This window comes from Pseudomonas sp. TWR1-1-3 (genome assembly GCF_049896805.1).
GTDB classification, from domain to species: domain Bacteria; phylum Pseudomonadota; class Gammaproteobacteria; order Pseudomonadales; family Pseudomonadaceae; genus Aquipseudomonas; species Aquipseudomonas bubulae.
The window spans coordinates 172,109-189,259 of sequence record NZ_JAFCUZ010000003.1 but is presented as its reverse complement, the minus strand read 5'-3'; the positions used below and the strand labels follow the sequence as shown (position 1 = coordinate 189,259).

General features: G+C 60.3%; 16 protein-coding genes. 9 read left to right on the top strand and 7 right to left on the bottom strand.

What is annotated here, in order from left to right; all coding sequences use genetic code 11:
• Positions 1-224 precede the first annotated feature (224 nt).
• Together ACP7BE_RS13685 and ACP7BE_RS13680 are read left to right on the top strand one after the other, a co-directional pair.
• Positions 225-1,601, top strand: a complete 1,377-nt coding sequence (locus tag ACP7BE_RS13685) for an L-serine ammonia-lyase (RefSeq protein ID WP_426106191.1) — start codon at positions 225-227, stop codon at positions 1,599-1,601.
• A gap of 363 nt (positions 1,602-1,964) precedes the next feature.
• Positions 1,965-3,068 carry a GlxA family transcriptional regulator gene (locus ACP7BE_RS13680; RefSeq protein WP_088378748.1) on the top strand — a complete coding sequence of 368 codons (1,104 nt, stop codon included), beginning with the start codon at positions 1,965-1,967 and terminating at the stop codon, positions 3,066-3,068.
• 120 nt (positions 3,069-3,188) lie between these two features.
• Here ACP7BE_RS13680 and ACP7BE_RS13675 read toward each other — a convergent pair whose 3' ends face one another.
• From ACP7BE_RS13675 to choX, 5 genes are all read right to left on the bottom strand, one after another.
• Positions 3,189-3,446, bottom strand: coding sequence for a hypothetical protein (locus tag ACP7BE_RS13675; RefSeq protein WP_094999816.1), 258 nt, complete (start codon positions 3,444-3,446; stop codon positions 3,189-3,191).
• Between the two features lie 110 nt (positions 3,447-3,556).
• A complete protein-coding gene (locus ACP7BE_RS13670; RefSeq protein ID WP_426106188.1) occupies positions 3,557-4,030 on the bottom strand; it encodes a thioesterase family protein in 474 nt (157 codons plus the stop codon).
• Between the two features lie 19 nt (positions 4,031-4,049).
• Positions 4,050-5,015, bottom strand: a complete 966-nt coding sequence (locus tag ACP7BE_RS13665; RefSeq protein ID WP_094999818.1) for an L-carnitine dehydrogenase — start codon at positions 5,013-5,015, stop codon at positions 4,050-4,052.
• A gap of 153 nt (positions 5,016-5,168) precedes the next feature.
• A complete protein-coding gene (locus ACP7BE_RS13660; protein WP_094999819.1) occupies positions 5,169-6,056 on the bottom strand; it encodes a 3-keto-5-aminohexanoate cleavage protein in 888 nt (295 codons plus the stop codon).
• A gap of 73 nt (positions 6,057-6,129) precedes the next feature.
• Positions 6,130-7,056, bottom strand: a complete 927-nt coding sequence (gene choX / locus ACP7BE_RS13655; protein ID WP_094999820.1) for a choline ABC transporter substrate-binding protein — start codon at positions 7,054-7,056, stop codon at positions 6,130-6,132.
• A gap of 165 nt (positions 7,057-7,221) precedes the next feature.
• Here choX and ACP7BE_RS13650 point away from each other — a divergent pair, with 165 nt between their 5' ends.
• On the top strand, positions 7,222-8,169 hold the full coding sequence (locus ACP7BE_RS13650; protein ID WP_095019593.1) for a GlxA family transcriptional regulator: 948 nt from the start codon (positions 7,222-7,224) through the stop codon (positions 8,167-8,169).
• Here ACP7BE_RS13650 and ACP7BE_RS13645 read toward each other — a convergent pair.
• Positions 8,159-8,575: a DUF3010 family protein gene (locus tag ACP7BE_RS13645; protein WP_094999822.1), complete on the bottom strand. Its 417-nt coding sequence runs from the start codon at positions 8,573-8,575 to the stop codon at positions 8,159-8,161. The two genes, ACP7BE_RS13650 and ACP7BE_RS13645, sit on opposite strands and share 11 nt — an antisense overlap.
• Positions 8,576-8,603: 28 nt before the next feature.
• Positions 8,604-9,005 carry a lysozyme inhibitor LprI family protein gene (locus tag ACP7BE_RS13640; protein WP_094999823.1) on the bottom strand — a complete coding sequence of 134 codons (402 nt, stop codon included), beginning with the start codon at positions 9,003-9,005 and terminating at the stop codon, positions 8,604-8,606.
• A gap of 220 nt (positions 9,006-9,225) precedes the next feature.
• On the opposite strand from ACP7BE_RS13640, the gene ACP7BE_RS13635 reads away from it, so the two are divergent.
• The 6 genes from ACP7BE_RS13635 (at position 9,226) to ACP7BE_RS13610 (ending at position 17,142) form a co-directional block, all read left to right on the top strand.
• Positions 9,226-10,203, top strand: coding sequence for a dipeptidase (locus ACP7BE_RS13635; RefSeq protein ID WP_094999824.1), 978 nt, complete (start codon positions 9,226-9,228; stop codon positions 10,201-10,203).
• Between the two features lie 178 nt (positions 10,204-10,381).
• Positions 10,382-10,912 (top strand): 4-vinyl reductase, encoded by a 531-nt coding sequence (locus ACP7BE_RS13630; RefSeq protein WP_094999825.1) that lies wholly within the window; start codon positions 10,382-10,384, stop codon positions 10,910-10,912.
• A 15-nt stretch (positions 10,913-10,927) separates the two neighbouring features.
• Positions 10,928-12,988 (top strand): dimethylglycine demethylation protein DgcA, encoded by a 2,061-nt coding sequence (gene dgcA, locus ACP7BE_RS13625; protein ID WP_426106183.1) that lies wholly within the window; start codon positions 10,928-10,930, stop codon positions 12,986-12,988.
• A 135-nt stretch (positions 12,989-13,123) separates the two neighbouring features.
• Positions 13,124-15,064, top strand: a complete 1,941-nt coding sequence (gene dgcB / locus ACP7BE_RS13620) for a dimethylglycine demethylation protein DgcB (RefSeq protein ID WP_426106181.1) — start codon at positions 13,124-13,126, stop codon at positions 15,062-15,064.
• The gene (locus ACP7BE_RS13615; RefSeq protein ID WP_426106179.1) at positions 15,061-16,302 is read left to right on the top strand and encodes an electron transfer flavoprotein subunit alpha/FixB family protein; all 1,242 of its coding nucleotides are present in this window, start codon (positions 15,061-15,063) and stop codon (positions 16,300-16,302) included. The genes dgcB and ACP7BE_RS13615 overlap by 4 nt, the downstream gene beginning before the upstream one ends.
• 69 nt (positions 16,303-16,371) lie before the next feature.
• Positions 16,372-17,142, top strand: coding sequence for an electron transfer flavoprotein subunit beta (locus ACP7BE_RS13610; protein ID WP_095026635.1), 771 nt, complete (start codon positions 16,372-16,374; stop codon positions 17,140-17,142).
• Positions 17,143-17,151 lie beyond the last annotated feature (9 nt).

Below are 17,151 nucleotides of genomic sequence, written 5' to 3'. Positions count from 1 at the left end.
AATCAAACGCCTACAGGGGGCGTCGCATCCAGTACAGGCAGGGTCGTATCTAGTACCTGCGAGGTCGTATCTGGACGAATGAGGCTTGAAAACTGTCTTTTTCATACCTCTGCGCCCTATAAAACGTCGGGGGCGCTGGCAGGCAAAGGCGGGTCGTAGCTGGACGTTTTTGCCGACTGCAAACACCCCATGATGCAAGGCATTCACCCCCGAGGTTCGTGCTCATGGCTATCAGCGTGTTTGACCTGTTCAAGATCGGTATCGGCCCTTCCAGTTCCCACACCGTGGGACCGATGCGGGCGGCGGCGCTGTTTGTGCAGGGCTTGCGTGAACGCGATCAACTGCAACAGGTAAGCCGTATCGAAGTGCAGCTCTATGGCTCGCTGTCGGCCACCGGTATCGGTCATGGCAGTGACAACGCGGTCATCATGGGTTTGATGGGGGAATGGCCGGATGCGATTGATCCGTCCTGCATTGGTTCGCGTATCGCGCAGCTGCGCGAAAGCCGCACCCTGTTACTCGACGGCCATGTACCGATTCCGTTCGACTGGGCGCAGGATATGCGCCTGATAGACGAGAACCTGGCATTTCATCCCAATGCCATGACCCTGATAGCGCACAGCGGGCACGGCATATTGCATGGCGATACTTATTACTCGGTTGGCGGTGGCTTTGTAGTGGATGCGGCGCAAGCGGCCAGTGGCGTATTGGACATGGATCGCACCGAGCTGCCTTACGATTTTAATAGTGCCGTCGAACTGCTGGACCTGTGCCGCACACATCACCTGAGCGTGGCGGCATTGATGATGGCCAACGAACGCATCTGGCGCAGCGAAGATGAAATCCGCTGCGGTCTGATCAAACTTTGGCGCGCCATGCAGGACTGCGTGGAGCAAGGCCTGAAACATGAAGGCATCCTGCCCGGCGGCCTCAATGTACGTCGGCGTGCTGCGCGCCTGCACCGCAGCCTGCTGGAACTGGGCAAGCCCAATGTGATCGGCTCGACCCTGAGCGCGATGGAATGGGTCAACCTGTTCGCCCTGGCGGTCAACGAAGAAAACGCAGCCGGCGGGCGCATGGTCACGGCGCCCACCAATGGTGCGGCAGGGATCATCCCGGCAGTGTTGCACTACTTTATGAAATTCAGCGATGAAGTCAGCGAAGCGCATGTGGTCGACTACCTGCTGAGCGCCGCGGCGATCGGCATTTTGTGCAAAAAGAATGCGTCGATTTCCGGGGCTGAAGTGGGCTGCCAGGGCGAAGTCGGCTCGGCCTGCGCGATGGCGGCTGCCGGGCTGGCGCAAATCCTCGGCGCCACCCCGGAGCAACTGTGCAACGCCGCTGAAATTGGTCTGGAGCATAACCTGGGCCTGACCTGTGACCCGGTGGGCGGGTTGGTTCAAGTACCCTGCATCGAGCGCAATGCCATTGCCGCAGTCAAGGCGATCAATGCGGCGCAGATGGCCTTGCGCGGTGACGGCCAGCACTTTATTTCCCTGGACCGGGTGATCCGCACCATGCGCGACACCGGTGCCGACATGCACGACAAATACAAGGAAACCTCGCGCGGCGGCCTGGCGGTCAGTGCGGTGGAATGTTGAGCCCCCAAACACCTCTGGGAGCGGGCTTGCTCCTACAGCCTCGGCGCTTTTTCAGCGCACACCGACCCGTTTTGGCGCACTCGTACTTTCGGTGACATTCTGTAACCGAGCAGCTCCTACACCCTTCCCACAAGTGCTACCGATGTGCTCAACAGCCTCGGTCAGCACCTGTGTATCCGTGTTTAACCGTCATTTCCCATCACCCTGCCAGACACATTGCGACGTCGTTTTCAGGCTTTGTTGAATAGCCATTCAAGTTTAGGCATGGCATTTGCGTTGTCATTTCAAAGCCCCGTGAAACGAGGGTAATAACAAGAGCCTGTGCCTGAGGCCATCACCCGCTTTGTGTGAGGAGATACCGCGATGACGTCGTTCAACTCCGGGGTCCAACCCCAGAACCGTACGCCTCAATCCATCGGCTTTCTGCTGCTGGACAATTTCACGCTCATTTCCCTGGCTTCCGCGATAGAACCTTTGCGCATGGCCAACCAGTTGTCGGGCCGTGAGTTGTATCGCTGGAGCACCCTCAGCGCCGATGGCAGTCAGGTCTGGGCCAGTGACGGTCTGCAGGTGACCCCCGACGCCAGCATGCACAAGGCTCCGGCGCTGGACATGGTCATCGTGTGTGGTGGTATCGGCATTCAGCGCACCGTGACCCGTGAGCATGTGTCCTGGTTGCAGAGTCAGGCGCGCCAGTCCCGTCGCCTGGGTGCCGTGTGCACCGGCAGCTGGGCCCTGGCCTATGCCGGCTTGCTCGACGGTTTTGATTGCAGTGTGCACTGGGAATGCCTGGCCTCGATGCAGGAAGCCTTCCCGCGCGTGGCCATGAGCACGCGGCTGTTTACCCTCGACCGCAGCCGTTTTACCAGCTCGGGCGGCACGGCACCGCTGGACATGATGCTGCACCTGATCAGCCGCGATCATGGCCGTGAACTGTCGGCGGCGATTTCGGAAATGTTTGTGTATGAACGTATCCGCAACGAGCAGGACCACCAGCGCGTGCCGCTCAAGCACATGCTCGGCACCAACCAGCCCAAGCTGCAGGAAATCGTCGCGTTGATGGAAGCCAACCTCGAAGAGCCCATCGACCTTGATGAGCTGGCGGTGTATGTGACTGTGTCGCGGCGCCAGCTCGAGCGCTTGTTCCAGAAGTACCTGCATTGTTCGCCGTCGCGCTATTACCTGAAGTTGCGGCTGGTGCGGGCGCGGCAGTTGCTCAAGCAAACACCGATGTCGATTATTGAAGTGGCGGCGGTGTGCGGCTTTGTGTCCACGCCGCATTTTTCCAAGTGCTACCGCGAATACTTCGGCATTCCGCCACGGGATGAGCGGGTGGGTTCCAACACTGCGCAGCAGACCACCCTGGTGCAGATCCCGCAGTCCCTGTTGCTGGCGCCGCTGGCCGGGCCGATGTCGGCGTTGAATCAGGCGCGCAATGAGTCGACGTTTGCCAGTGTGAGGATTTAACAATCAAAAGCGCCCTCACCCGGGGTGGGGAGGGCGCTTGATCTGTATCGAGGCGCAAAACTGCTTTTGCTTTTAGTCCCCCTCCCTTCGGGAGAGGGCTAGGGTGAGGACGCTTTTGCCTTACCCGACCTTGCTCTGCTTGAACTGCGCCAAGCCCGGCAGCAACTGCCGGTCAATGGCCTCGCGCACTGCAGGCAAAATGGTTGCGCTGCCGGTGTAGAGCTTTTCGACCAACCCCTTGAGGGCGCGGGCATTGGTCTCGTTCAGCCCACAGACTGCCGTTGTGCAGGCCTGCTCCGCCGTACCTGACACTTCAAAGCCCAGCGAGCGCAGTTGGCCAACCAGATCCTGCTCATCAATCAAATCCGCGTGCATCATGACTTTTTATCCTTCTACAAAGCGCGATCGAAGTCTGATTCTGGTAGGGCTTTAGCCAGTGGGCAAGGGCGGTTTGATGATATGTCTGATATGCCTAAGAACAGGTCGTTTTAAGGCACAGGCAAGGCAATCACCCGACTCACATACTCGGGTCTCGGCAGATCACGCTGTTGCTCCCCGATGGCCTGCAATACGGCCAGCGTGTGCTCGCCAAAGGGTGCGGAACGCGGGCCTGCCAAGTCCACGTGCAGCAGCATTTGCTCATTGCCCGCGAGGGCTCGCCCATCACCTGTCAGGTGCAGGCTGTGATAGACATGCAGGCGTTTTTTGTCGTGGCCGATGAGCTGGGTACGCACTCCAACGTGGGCGCCGAGCTTCACCTCGTGCAGGTAATTAAGATGCACCTCCAGGGTGAACAGTGAATGACCGCTGGCTTCGCGGCCCTGGCTGTCCAGCCCCAGGCGGTCCATCAGGGCATCCGTGGCGTAGCTGAAAATCAGCAGATAAAAGGCGTCGCGCAAGTGGCCGTTGTAATCGACCCATTCTTCAAGAATGGGCGTGGTGTAGGTGGTGAGGGTGGGCATGCTGTACCTCGCGGTTCGATCAGTCGTTGATGGTCATGCCATGTTTGAGTCTGGTTGCGTTCACCGCTTCCATCACCGCCAGCAGGCAGTCATCCCGATAGCTTTCCAGCGCGGCAATGCTGTGCTGGCCGAGTTGTTCAGTGGTGCCTTCCACCACATCGTCGATCAGTTTTTCGCTCAGTTCCGGGGCGGGCAAATACGTCCACGGCAGTTGCAGCGCCGGGCCGAACTGGTTCATGAAATGTCGCATTCCGGCATCGCCACCGGCCAGGGTGTAGGTCAAAAAGGTACCCATGAACGACCAGCGCAACCCTGCGCCAAAGCGAATGGCGTCGTCAATTTCACCGGTGCTGGCCACCCCGTCATTGACCAGGTGCAGCGCCTCGCGCCACAAGGCTTCGAGCAGACGGTCGGCAATAAACCCGGGCACTTCCTTACGCACATGTAGAGGGCGCATGCCCAGGGATTGATAAACCTTGATTGCCGCCTGAATGGCCTCGGGAGCGGTTTTTTGCCCGCCCACCACCTCGACTAATGGCAACAGGTAAACCGGGTTGAACGGGTGCCCGACAATGCAGCGCTCGGGGTGTGTGGAGGTTTCATAAAATTCGCTGGGCAGCAGGCCCGAGGTGCTGGAGCCGATCAATGCATCGGGTTTGGCGGCGGCGCTGATTTTGCTGTGCAGTTCAAGCTTCAGGTCGAGCCGCTCCGGGGCGCTTTCCTGAATAAAATCGGCATCGCGCACGCATTCATCAATGGTGCTGACAAACCGCAACCGGTGTTGGGATGCGCCTTCAGCAAGGCCGCTTTTTTCCAGTGCGGGCCAGGCTTTGGCGACGCGTTTGCGCAGGGCCGCTTCGGCACCGGGGGCCGGATCCCAGGCCACCACGTCCAGGCCGTGGGCGAGGGCGCGAGCAACCCAGCCGCTGCCAATGACACCGCTGCCCAGGGCGGCGAAGGTTTTAATCTCGGTGATAAAGGTCATGGCGTGCTCCTGGATAAAAATAATGAGAGTGCGTGGGAGCGAGCCTGCTCGCGAAGGCCCCAAGGGCACCGCGATAACTCAATCAACAGGCGTTATCGTTGACGACCTTCGCGAGCAGGCTCGCTCCCACAGGCAATGCTGCTGCGTAGTTGCTTAGCGGCGTTCTTTAAGGCCCATCTTCACCCGGCCTTCTGCCGGGCTCAGCACCCGTGCACCCAGGCGGCTGAGGATCTCTGTGGCACGCTCCACCAGTTGCCCGTTGGTGGCCAGCACTCCTCGGTCCAGCCATAAATTGTCCTCAAGCCCGACCCGCACGTTGCCGCCCAGCAGCACCGCCTGCGCGGCCATCGGCATTTGCATGCGACCAATGCCGAAACCGGCCCACACCGCATCAGGCGGCAAATTGTCGACCATGGCTTTCATGCTGGTGGTGTCTGCCGGAGCGCCCCACGGGATACCCAGGCATAGTTGAAACAGCGGGTCATCCAGCAGGCCTTCCTTGATCATCTGTTTGGCGAACCACAAATGGCCGGTGTCGAAAATTTCCAGTTCGGCTTTAACGCCAAGTTCCTGGATGCGCTTGGCGCCCGCTCGCAGCTGTGCCGGGGTGGACACGTAAATCGTGTCGCCGTCGCCAAAGTTCAGGGTGCCGCAGTCCAGGGTGCAAATTTCCGGCAACAGCTCCTCGACGTGAGCCAGACGGGTCAGCGGGCCGACCAGGTCGGTGTTGGGACCAAACTCCATCGGGTTCTCACCCGGGCCGATATGCAAGTCCCCCCCCATCCCGGCCGTGAGGTTGACGATGATGTCGATGTCCGCCTCGCGGATGCGCTCCATCAGTTCGCGGTACAGCGCTACATCGCGGCTGAACTGCCCGGTTTTCGGGTCGCGTACATGGCAATGCACCACTGTGGCTCCGGCCTTGGCCGCTTCCACGGCAGCTTCGGCAATTTGCTTGGGGGTGACCGGTACCAAAGGGCTGCGGCCGCTGGTGTCGCCGGCACCGGTGAGTGCGCAGGTGATGATGACGTCGTGGTTCATGGGGCATTTCCTCGGGGCGTAGAGCGCCACACCGCAGCCATTGCAGGCTGCGCAGGGCGGGCTCGGTGTTGAATTATTTAGCGCTGAGTTTCAGGTTCCCGGCAGCGGGTTTGCCGTCTACCGTGGTCACCCCTTCAAGCCAGCGCTGCTGGTCTTGCGGGTGGTCCTTGAGCCACTGCCGGGCGGAGGCTTGAGCATCCTTGTGATCAAGCAGCGGCTGCATCATGCGGCTCTCGTCTTCGGCGCTGAAGGTCAGGTTGCTGAGCAAACGGCTGACGTTCGGGCAGCGGCTGGCGTAGTCCGGGGCAGTGACCGTCCACACCGTGGCCCGGCCTTCATCGGGGCCAAGGGCATCTTCACTGCCCGTCAGGTAGGTCATGTCCTGATTAATATTCATCGGGTGTGGGGTCCAGCCGAAGAACACAATCGGCTCATTGCGTTTTACTGCGCGGGTCACCGCCGAGAGCATGCCGGCTTCACTGGACTCCACCAACTGGAACTTGCCCAGGCCAAACTGGTTTTTCTCGATCATGGCCTTGATCTGGGTATTGGCGCCGGAGCCCGGTTCGATCCCGTAAATCCTGCCGCCCAGTTCTTTCTCGAATGTGGCAATGTCAGCAAAGCTTTTGAGCCCCTTGTCAGCCATATAGGTTGGAACGGCAAGCATGGCCTTGGCGTCTTTAAGGCTCGGTTCGGCCAGTACCGTGACCTGTTTGGCGTCCACAAACGGGGTAATGCTCTGGTTCATGATCGGGTTCCAGTAACCCAGAAACATGTCCAGCCGCTTGTCACGCAAGCCGGCGAAAATAATTTGCTGTGAGGCACTGGTCTGTTTGGTTTTATAGCCCAGACCGTCGAGCAGGGTTTGCGCCATGGCGCTGGTGGCGATTACATCGGTCCAATTGACCACGCCCATGCGTACGTTCTTGCACGAAGCATCTTCAGCCGCCAACGCGTAGGGGCTCAGTACCAGCAGGCAACAGCTGATCAGTCGTTTCATGGGGAGGGCCTCGGCAGGTTGTTATTGGGGGATCGGCGTCTTTGTGCACCGTGATGCCAAGGTACGCAGGCGGCGTGCTGCGCAACCGCACTGGGGCGACGTGGATTTGCACTGCAGCGACCTGACTGTGGTTCAATCCGCTGAACCGACGTGAGAGCGCCCCCTATGGCCCAGGATTTCTACTTCCTTCTGCTGCCCGGCTTTTCCTCAATGGGCTTTATTTCGGCCATCGAGCCGCTGCGGGTGGCCAACCGTTTTCGCGGTGAGCTGTACCGCTGGCATGTGCTCAGTTGCGGGGGTGGCGCCGTGTTGGCGAGCAACGGTATGTCGGTCAATGCCGAAGGCGGGTTTGAGGCACTTGAAGCCGGGGCGACGTTGTTGGTGGTGGCCGGCTTTGATCCGCTGACCCACGTGACCCCGGCGCTGATTCAGTGGCTGCGTCGCCTGGACAACGACGGCGTCACTTTGGGTGGCATCGACACGGGTAGCGTGGTACTGGCGCAGGCAGGTTTGCTCGACGGCTATCGCCTGACCTTGCATTGGGAGGCGCTGGAAGCGTTCAAGGAGTCATACCCCAGGCTGCATGTGACTCAAGAGCTGTTTGAGATTGACCGCCAGCGCATCACCTGTGCGGGCGGTACAGCCTCCATCGACCTGATGCTCGACCTGATAGCCCAGGCTTATGGGCCTGAGTTGGCGATTCAGGTGTCCGAGCAATTCGTGCTTGGCCGTATCCGTCAGCGCAAAGACCACCAGCGCATGCAGGTCGCCAGCCGTTATGGCATTCATAACAAGAAATTGGTGCAGGTGATTGGCGAGATGGAACAGCACAGCGAGCCGCCACTGAGCACTGCGCAACTGGCGCTTGGCATCAACGTTACGCGGCGCCAGCTGGAGCGTCTGTTCCGTTTGCACCTGAACGACACCCCGCGCAACTTCTATCTGGGCCTGCGCCTGGAAAAGGCCCGGCAACTGCTGCGTCAGACCGACATGAGCGTGCTGGACATCAGCATTGCCTGCGGCTTTGAGTCACCGTCGTATTTCACCCGCAGCTACCGGGCGCGGTTTACCTGTGCGCCGAGGCAGGATCGGGTTGCCGCTACTAACCCTTGAGCAACGCCGCACACGCCGCCTTGTAGGCCTCATGCTGATACTTGTTCAGCGAGGCGGGCAAGTCGAAGGCGTGTTTCTTGTATTGCGCATTGAGGGTCTGTGGCGACAGCAACTGCACCTCGCAATCGTCCAGCAACTGGATGATGCCCTCGATCTTGAAGGTAGTCGGGCCACCGGCAAATTCACCCTTTTTGCTGCGCTTCTTGATTGCAATGCGGGTGATGCCGTTGGCTTTCACAAAGGCCGCTATTTGCATGGCGAAGGCTTTGACGTTGACGCTCTCGTCATCGTCGTCCAGGGCGATTTTCTTGGTGGCATTGGCCCTGTGTTCAAGGCCATTGGCGCCTTGGGCTGCCATTGCAAAAATGGCTTCGCTGCCTTTGATCTCGATACCGCAAATAGTCATAAAAACCCTGGTTTATTCAATATGAAGATCAGTCCTGCCCGATCGATTCCAGAAACTCTGAACGGTCATCGCTGATACGCGCCATGCAATCGTTCTGGGCGATGTTGAACGCTTCGGTGCCGGCGGTGGCGGGGAACACGGCAATTGCGCAATCGGCGTCGCGCTGGTGCAACCACAGGGCCTGGGCGGTCTTTATCTTGCTCAGGATGTTATTGAGTTGCGTCGCGTTACTGCCGTACAGCGAAGTCATGCGTTCCTGCAGGGCTTCGTAGTTTTCGCTCAGCAATTGTTCGGCAGCATTCTTGCTGAACACCGAGCACGCCAGGGTTTGGCGGTCGTTTTCTACCGCGTCGCACGGGTTGTAGTCGGCATTTTCAGCTGCATGAGCGCCGCCGGTGAACAATGCCAAGGCCAGGAGAATCGATTTCATTGCCGCTTCCTAATCCATAGTTGGGGCCGATTCTGGCTTATGCGTGAGCCAAAGAACAGATAGCTCATGACATTGCTGTCGGCGGCTTTGTCGCGTGTTGACGCTTTCGGCAATTGCGCTGTCGCTTTTGCACCCGGCTGGTTTTGACCCCGGGCCTATGCTGGCCCCAATAGCGCCGGCAGACGATTCGGCGCAGCAAACGCCAATAAGGGGACGCCTGATGAGCCCAACCGAGTTGCACGCAGACAGTATCGTTATCGACGGGCTGATCATTGCCAAATGGAACCGCGAACTGTTTGAAGACATGCGCAAGGGCGGCCTCACCGCTGCCAACTGCACTGTGTCGGTATGGGAGGGCTTCCAGGCCACGATCAACAACATCGTCGCCAGCCAGACCCTGATCCGCGACAACAGCGACCTGGTGCTTGCGGTCAAGACCACTGCCGATATCCGTCGCGCCAAGGAACAGGGCAAGACCGGGATCATCTTCGGCTTCCAGAATGCCCATGCCTTTGAAGACCAGTTGGGCTATATCGAGATCTTCAAGCAGCTCGGCGTTGGCGTGGTGCAGATGTGCTACAACACCCAGAACCTGGTGGGCACCGGCTGCTATGAACGCGATGGCGGGCTCTCGGGGTTTGGCCGTGAAGTAGTGGCTGAAATGAACCGTGTCGGGATCATGTGCGACCTGTCCCACGTGGGTTCGAAAACCTCGGAAGAGGTGATTCTGGAATCGAAAAAACCGGTCTGCTATTCCCACTGCCTGCCTTCCGGCCTCAAGGAACATCCACGCAACAAATCCGACGCCGAGCTCAAGTTCATTGCCGACCATGGCGGTTTTGTCGGGGTGACCATGTTCGCGCCGTTTCTGGCCAAGGGTATTGATTCGACCATCGACGACTACGCCGAAGCGATCGAATACACCATGAATATTGTCGGCGAAGATTCGATCGGTATCGGCACTGACTTTACCCAGGGCCACGGTCAGGACTTTTTCGAAATGCTGACCCACGACAAGGGCTACGCCCGCCGCCTGACCAGCTTCGGCAAGATCATCAACCCGCTGGGCATCCGCACCGTGGGCGAGTTCCCCAACCTGACCGAAACCCTGCTCAAGCGCGGCCACAACGAGCGCGTGGTGCGCAAGATCATGGGCGAGAACTGGGTCAACGTGCTCAAGGATGTCTGGGGCGAGTAACCGCACCGTATTTGTTGCGTAGCAGCTGCCGAAGGCTGCGTCCGGCTGCGAAGCAGTCGTAAACCCATATTGCACATTTTTCCTGTCAGGGCGCAGTGAGCGGTTTTGCGACCGCTTCGCGCTCGAACGCAGCCTTCGACAGCTGCACGGGACTTCATCATCTTTTGGAGCGCTACCCATGGCCAAAATCGCCCCGCAATTACCCATCGAAGTCGACAGCGAAACCGGCGTCTGGACTTCCGACGCCTTGCCGATGCTCTATGTGCCGCGCCACTTTTTCGTCAACAACCACATGGGCATTGAAGAAGTCCTTGGCGCTGATACCTACGCCGACATTCTTTACAAGGCCGGCTACAAATCCGCCTGGCACTGGTGCGAAAAAGAAGCCGAATGCCACGGCATCGAAGGCGTCGCGGTGTTCGAACACTACATGAAACGCCTGTCCCAGCGCGGCTGGGGCCTGTTCAAGATTCAGGACATCGATCTCGACAAAGGCACTGCCACCATCAAGCTGGAACACTCCTGCTTTGTGTACGTGTACGGCAAGGTCGGGCGCAAGGTCGACTACATGTTCACCGGCTGGTTTGCCGGCGCCATGGACCAGATTCTGCACGCCCGTGGCAGCAATATCCGCACCGTGGCAGAACAGGTTTATAGCGGATCGGAAGAAGGCCACGACCACGGCCTGTTTATCGTCAAGCCGTTGTAAGTCGAGGATCGGGATATGGCGTTCGAAGCAATGTTTGAGCCGATTCAAATCGGCAAGCTGACCATCCGCAACCGTGTGCTGAGCACCGCCCATGCCGAGGTGTATGCCACCGATGGCGGCATGACCACCGAGCGTTATGTGCAGTACTACGAAGAAAAGGCCAAGGGCGGTATCGGCCTGGCGATTTGCGGCGGCTCTTCGGTGGTGGCCATCGACAGTCCGCAAGAGTGGTGGAGTTCGGTCAACCTGAGCACCGACCGCATTATCCCGCACTTCCAGAACCTGGCCGATGCCATGCACAAGCATGGCGCCAAGATCATGATCCAGATTACCCACATGGGCCGCCGCTCGCGCTGGGACGGCTTCAACTGGCCGACCCTGATGTCACCTTCCGGTGTACGTGAGCCGGTGCACCGTGCCACATGCAAAACCATCGAGCCTGAAGAAATCTGGCGGATCATCGGTAACTACGCCAGTGCCGCAGGCCGGGCCAAAGCCGGTGGACTGGACGGGGTTGAGCTGTCGGCGGTGCACCAGCACATGATCGACCAGTTCTGGAGCCCGCGTGTCAACAAACGCACCGATGAATGGGGCGGCAGTTTTGAAAATCGCATGCGTTTCGGCCTCGAAGTGCTCAAGGCCGTGCGCGCTGAAGTCGGCCCGGATTTCTGCGTGGGCATCCGCCTGTGCGGGGATGAGTTTCACCCTGATGGCCTGAGCCATGAGGACATGAAACAAATCGCCAAGTACTACGACGACACCGGCATGCTCGACTTTATCGGCGTGGTCGGCTCGGGCTGTGACACCCACAACACCCTGGCCAACGTAATCCCCAACATGAGCTTTCCGCCGGAGCCGTTTTTGCACCTGGCCGCCGGGATCAAGGAAGTGGTCAAGGCCCCGGTGCTGCATGCGCAGAACATCAAGGACCCGAACCAGGCCACGCGGATTCTGGAGGGGGGTTATGTCGACATGGTGGGCATGACCCGTGCCCATATCGCCGATCCGCACCTGATCGCCAAGATCAAGATGGGCCAGGTCGACCAGATTAAACAATGCGTGGGTGCCAACTACTGCATTGACCGTCAGTACCAGGGGCTGGACGTGCTGTGCATCCAGAACGCGGCCACCTCCCGGGAATATATGGGCGTGCCGCATATCATCGAAAAATCCACCGGGGCCAAACGCAAGGTGGTGATTGTCGGCGCCGGGCCAGCAGGGATGGAGGCGGCACGTGTAGCTGCCGAGCGCGGTCATGACGTGACCCTGTTCGAGAAAAAGGACGCCATCGGCGGGCAGATCACCACCGCCTCCAAAGCGCCCCAGCGTGACCAGATGGCAGGCATCACCCGCTGGTTTCAACTGGAACTGGCGCGCCTGAAAGTTGACCTGCGCCTGGGCACCGCAGCGGATGCGGCGACGATCATGGACTTGCGGCCGGACATTGTGGTGCTGGCGGTGGGCGGGCACCCGTTTGTGGAGCAGAACGAACACTGGGGCGCGGCCGAAGGGCTGGTGGTCAGCAGCTGGGATGTACTCGACGGCAAAGTGGCGCCCGGTAAAAACGTGCTGGTGTACGACACCATTTGCGAATTTACCGGTATGTCGGTGGCCGATTTTGCGGCGGACAAGGGAGCGCAGGTCGAGATCGTGACCGACGACATCAAGCCCGGTGTGGCCATTGGCGGCACGTCATTCCCCACGTATTACCGCAGCCTGTATCCCAAGGAAGTGGTCATGACCGGCGACATGATGCTGGAGAAGGTCTACCGCGAGGGTGACAAGGTGATTGCTGTGCTGGAGAACGAATACACCGGTGTCAAAGAGGAGCGGGTGGTCGATCAGGTAATCATCGAAAACGGTGTGCGACCGGATGAAGAGCTGTATTACGGGCTCAAGCCGGATTCGCGCAACAAGGGCCAGATCGACGTCGAAGCGCTGTTCGCGATCAAGCCGCAACCGTGCTTGAGCGAGGCGGGGGACGGCTACCTGCTGTTTCGTATCGGTGACTGTGTGGCCCAGCGCAACGTGCATGCAGCGATCTATGACGCGCTGCGGTTGTGCAAGGATTTTTGACCCGACACCGAACCAATGTGGGAGCGGGCTTGCTCGCGATAAACGATCACGCGGTGTTGCTGATGCACCGCGTCGCCTGAATCGCGAGCAAGCCCGCTCTCACATCAGACCTGCGTGGTCTTTGGGAGCTTCACCATGCTCAATATCGTTCTCCCCATCCTGCTGTTCGCCGCCCTCGTCCTGGCGATTGCGGGCGCCATTCGGCGCATGAACATGTGGCGCCGTGGTCGCCCGGCCAAGGTCGATCTGCTTGGCGGGCTGCTGGCCATGCCCCGGCGCTACATGGTCGACCTGCACCACGTGGTCGCCCGCGACAAATACATGGCCAACACCCACGTCGCCACTGCTGGCGGCTTTGTGCTGGCGGCCGTGCTGGCGATCCTGGTGCATGGCCTGGGCCTGCATAACCGCATCCTCGGCTATGCCTTGCTGTTGGCCACGGCGCTGATGTTTGTGGGCGCGCTGTTCGTGTTCAAGCGTCGCCTGAACCCACCCTCGCGCCTGTCCAAAGGCCCGTGGATGCGCCTGCCGAAAAGCTTGCTGGTGTTTTCCGCCAGTTTTTTCATCCTCACCTTGCCGGTTGCAGGGCTGTTGCCCGAAGGCTTCGGCGGTTGGGTGCTGGCGGCGGTTTTAAGCGTGGGCGTGGCGTGGGGTGTGTCGGAATTATTTTTCGGCATGACCTGGGGCGGGCCGATGAAGCACGCCTTCGCGGGCGCATTGCATCTGGCCTGGCACCGCCGCGCCGAGCGCTTTGGCGGCGGCCGTTCAACAGGGCTAAAACCGCTGGATTTAAACGATCGCAGTGCGCCCCTGGGCGTGGAAAAACCCAAGGATTTCACCTGGAACCAATTGCTGGGGTTTGACGCCTGCGTGCAATGCGGCAAATGCGAAGCCGCCTGCCCGGCTTTCGCCGCCGGCCAGCCGCTCAATCCAAAGAAACTGATTCAGGACATGGTGGTCGGCCTCGCGGGCGGCACCGATGCTCACTTTGCTGGCAGTCCCTATCCCGGTAAACCTATTGGTGAGCATGGCGGCAACCCGCATCAGCCGATCGTCAACGGGCTGGTCGATGCCGACACGCTGTGGTCCTGCACCACTTGCCGCGCCTGCGTTGAAGAGTGCCCGATGATGATCGAGCATGTGGACGCCATCGTCGATATGCGCCGTTTCCTGACCCTGGAAAAAGGTGCGACACCGAACAATGGCGCGCAGGTGCTGGACAACCTGATCGCCACCGATAACCCCGGCGGTTTTGCCCCCGGCGGGCGGATGAACTGGGCAGCGGACCTGAACCTCGACCTGATGCGCGACAAGCCCGCCGTGGACGTGTTGTTCTGGGTCGGTGACGGGGCTTTCGACATGCGTAACCAGCGCACCTTGCGTGCCTTTGTCAAAGTGCTCAAGGCCGCCCGGGTCAACTTTGCCGTGCTGGGCCTGGAAGAGCGCGACAGTGGCGACGTGGCCCGGCGTCTGGGGGATGAAGCGACCTTTCAGGCGCTGGCTAAGCGCAATATCCAGACTCTGGCGCAGTACAGCTTCCAGCGCATCGTCACCTGCGATCCGCACAGTTTTCATGTGCTGAAAAACGAATACGGCGCCTTTGGCGGCGACTACCTTGTGCAACATCACAGCACTTATATGGCCGAGTTGATCGATGCCGGCCTGCTCAATCTTGCCGCGGATGCGGGCGGTAGCGTGACCTATCACGACCCCTGCTACCTGGGCCGCTATAACGGCGAATACGAGGCGCCGCGTGCGGTACTGCGCGCCTTGGGTATCGAGGTCAAGGAGATGCAGCGTTCGGGCTTTCGTTCCCGTTGCTGTGGTGGCGGTGGCGGCGCGCCGATTACCGACATCCCCGGCAAGCAGAGGATCCCCGACATGCGCATGGACGATATCCGTGAGACGGGCGCCGAGCGTGTGGCGGTGGGTTGCCCGCAATGCACGGCGATGCTCGAAGGGGTGGTCGAACCCCGTCCGCAAATCAAGGACATTGCCGAACTGGTGGCCGATGCGCTGATTGAAGACGTCGCGGCCAAACCTGTCCGACGGCCAGAATCGGAGGTGATCGCATGAGTGACATTATCCGCCGTGACCCACGGGCCGAGTGGATCGCCCGTAACCGTCTGCATCCGTTGCACGCGGCCATGCAACCCGTGCAGCAGAGCTGGATGGGGCCCAATGGCGTAGTGCGCAAAAATGTCCATGGTGCGGGTTTCATCGGCCCCAACGGCATCAAGCGCATAGACCGCAGCGGCGTGCAGCAGGGCGGGACCAGCAGGCGCGCGGCCAGCGTTGAGGTGCAATTACCGCTGCATCAGGTCGCGGCCCCGGCGTTTTATATCGCCGTGGTGCCGGATATGGTCGGGGGCCGCCTGAGCAGCCACGACCGCGATCTGCTGGGGCTGGCCCATCAATTGGCGGGCAGCGATGGAGCGGTGCTGGCGGTGGTATTCGGCGAGTCCAGGGAGACCGCCTTTGCCACGGCCGGGGTTGATCGGCTGTTGATGCTCGACAGTGAAGGTTATGCACCGGAGCACCAGGTGCTGGGTTTACGGGCTGTGGATAACCAGTTCACGCCACGCCACTGGCTATTGCCTGACAGCCGCAGTGGTGGCGGTGAATTGGGCCGGCGCTTTGCCGCCAGCCTGGGAGAGCGCCCGGCCACGCGGGTGTGGCAACTCAAGGATGGCGTTTGCATCGGCCGTGCCGGGGCAGGTCAGCAAGATGTCGTCCAGCCGTTGCGGCGGTTGATTCTGGCAGCGGCCGAGTGTGCCGAGCCTGTCAGTGAAACCCGGCATGAAGCGCTGGAGGTGCAGTTATCCACAGCAGCTGCCAGCTGTTTGCCGCGTATTGAGGATCTGGGCGCGGTTGAAGTTGACCCTGCTGCGATTCCCATGGTTGAAGCCGAATTTATCCTCAGCGGTGGTAACGGGATCAAGGACTGGGGACTTTTCCACAGGGCTGCCACTGCCCTTGGCGCCACCGAAGGTGCATCACGGGTGGCGGTGGACGATGGCTTTATGGGTCGCGAGCGTCAGGTGGGGGCCAGCGGGGTATGGGTCACGGCGCGGGTGTATGTGGCGGTCGGGATCAGCGGGGCGATCCAGCATCTGCAAGGGATTGGTGCCTGTGACAAGGTGGTGGCGATCAACCATGACCCTGGCTGCGATATGGTCAAACGCGCGGATGTGTCGGTGATTGGTGACGGTACGGCGGTGCTTGAGGCACTGATCGAGGCTGTGGATAACTGGCGCAACGCAACCTCTGTGGGAGCGGGCTTGCCCGCAATTCGGGCGACCCGGTCAGCCTGATACACCACAGTGATTCCATCGCGAGCAAGCCCGCTCCCACAGGATTGAGTTCAGTCTGGAGATTTGCAAATGACCATCGCCACCGTTGCACTGGTTTCAATCGGCGCCCATCCTGCTTCAGGCCGCGCCCGTCGCGCCGAACAGGACGCCCGTGCTGTCGAACTGGGCCTGCAACTGGCCGGAGACAGCCTGCACGTGCTGCACGCGGGTAACCCCCGGGAGCCGGCCTTGCGCGCCTATCTGGGCATGGGGCTGGAGGAGTTGCATGTGCTGGAGCAACCCGACGGCGCCGATGCCGTGCCAGCGTTGCGCGATTACATCCGTGAAGCGGGCGTGCAACTGGTGCTCACCGGCAGCCAGGCCGAAACCGGTGAGGGCTCGGGCATGCTGCCGTACCTGTTGGCCGAAGAGCTGGGCTGGCCACTGCTGGTAGGCGTGGCGCAGATCGAATCTATCCACAATGGCGTGGCCCAGGTGCTGCAAGCCTTGCCCCGGGGGCAGCGGCGCAGGCTGCAAGTGCGACTGCCATTTATGGTTACTGTGGATAACGCTGCTCCCAAGGCGCGCCAAAGCGCCTACGGCCCCGCCACGCGGGGTGTGGTTAACGCCGAAGTAGTTGAAATCGTTGCCGATGAGTTATCCACAACCGGCGTATTGCAACCTGCCCGACCACGGCCCAAGCGCTTGAAGGTGATAAGGGCCAAAAGTGGTGCAGATCGCATGAAAGCAGCTACCGCCAAGGCGGCTGGGGGTTCCGGGCAAGTTCACAAAGGGCTCAGTGCTCAAGCGGGAGCCGAGGTGATTCTCAAGCTCCTGATCGAAGAAGGCGTTGTGCGCTAGCGTTTGCGG

What these genes read in the sequence shown, in the direction of transcription:
- choX (WP_094999820.1), bottom strand. Translation starts at nt 7,056, where the DNA reads ATGAAACGACTGATCAGCTGTTGCCTGCTGGTACTGAGCCCCTACGCG.
- ACP7BE_RS13670 (WP_426106188.1), bottom strand. Translation starts at nt 4,030, where the DNA reads ATGCCCACCCTCACCACCTACACCACGCCCATTCTTGAAGAATGGGTC.
- ACP7BE_RS13635 (WP_094999824.1), top strand. Translation starts at nt 9,226, where the DNA reads ATGAGCCCAACCGAGTTGCACGCAGACAGTATCGTTATCGACGGGCTG.
- ACP7BE_RS13685 (WP_426106191.1), top strand. Translation starts at nt 225, where the DNA reads ATGGCTATCAGCGTGTTTGACCTGTTCAAGATCGGTATCGGCCCTTCC.
- ACP7BE_RS13660 (WP_094999819.1), bottom strand. Translation starts at nt 6,056, where the DNA reads ATGAACCACGACGTCATCATCACCTGCGCACTCACCGGTGCCGGCGAC.
- dgcA (WP_426106183.1), top strand. Translation starts at nt 10,928, where the DNA reads ATGGCGTTCGAAGCAATGTTTGAGCCGATTCAAATCGGCAAGCTGACC.
- ACP7BE_RS13640 (WP_094999823.1), bottom strand. Translation starts at nt 9,005, where the DNA reads ATGAAATCGATTCTCCTGGCCTTGGCATTGTTCACCGGCGGCGCTCAT.
- ACP7BE_RS13650 (WP_095019593.1), top strand. Translation starts at nt 7,222, where the DNA reads ATGGCCCAGGATTTCTACTTCCTTCTGCTGCCCGGCTTTTCCTCAATG.
- ACP7BE_RS13675 (WP_094999816.1), bottom strand. Translation starts at nt 3,446, where the DNA reads ATGATGCACGCGGATTTGATTGATGAGCAGGATCTGGTTGGCCAACTG.
- ACP7BE_RS13610 (WP_095026635.1), top strand. Translation starts at nt 16,372, where the DNA reads ATGACCATCGCCACCGTTGCACTGGTTTCAATCGGCGCCCATCCTGCT.
- ACP7BE_RS13665 (WP_094999818.1), bottom strand. Translation starts at nt 5,015, where the DNA reads ATGACCTTTATCACCGAGATTAAAACCTTCGCCGCCCTGGGCAGCGGT.
- ACP7BE_RS13680 (WP_088378748.1), top strand. Translation starts at nt 1,965, where the DNA reads ATGACGTCGTTCAACTCCGGGGTCCAACCCCAGAACCGTACGCCTCAA.
- dgcB (WP_426106181.1), top strand. Translation starts at nt 13,124, where the DNA reads ATGCTCAATATCGTTCTCCCCATCCTGCTGTTCGCCGCCCTCGTCCTG.
- ACP7BE_RS13645 (WP_094999822.1), bottom strand. Translation starts at nt 8,575, where the DNA reads ATGACTATTTGCGGTATCGAGATCAAAGGCAGCGAAGCCATTTTTGCA.
- ACP7BE_RS13630 (WP_094999825.1), top strand. Translation starts at nt 10,382, where the DNA reads ATGGCCAAAATCGCCCCGCAATTACCCATCGAAGTCGACAGCGAAACC.
- ACP7BE_RS13615 (WP_426106179.1), top strand. Translation starts at nt 15,061, where the DNA reads ATGAGTGACATTATCCGCCGTGACCCACGGGCCGAGTGGATCGCCCGT.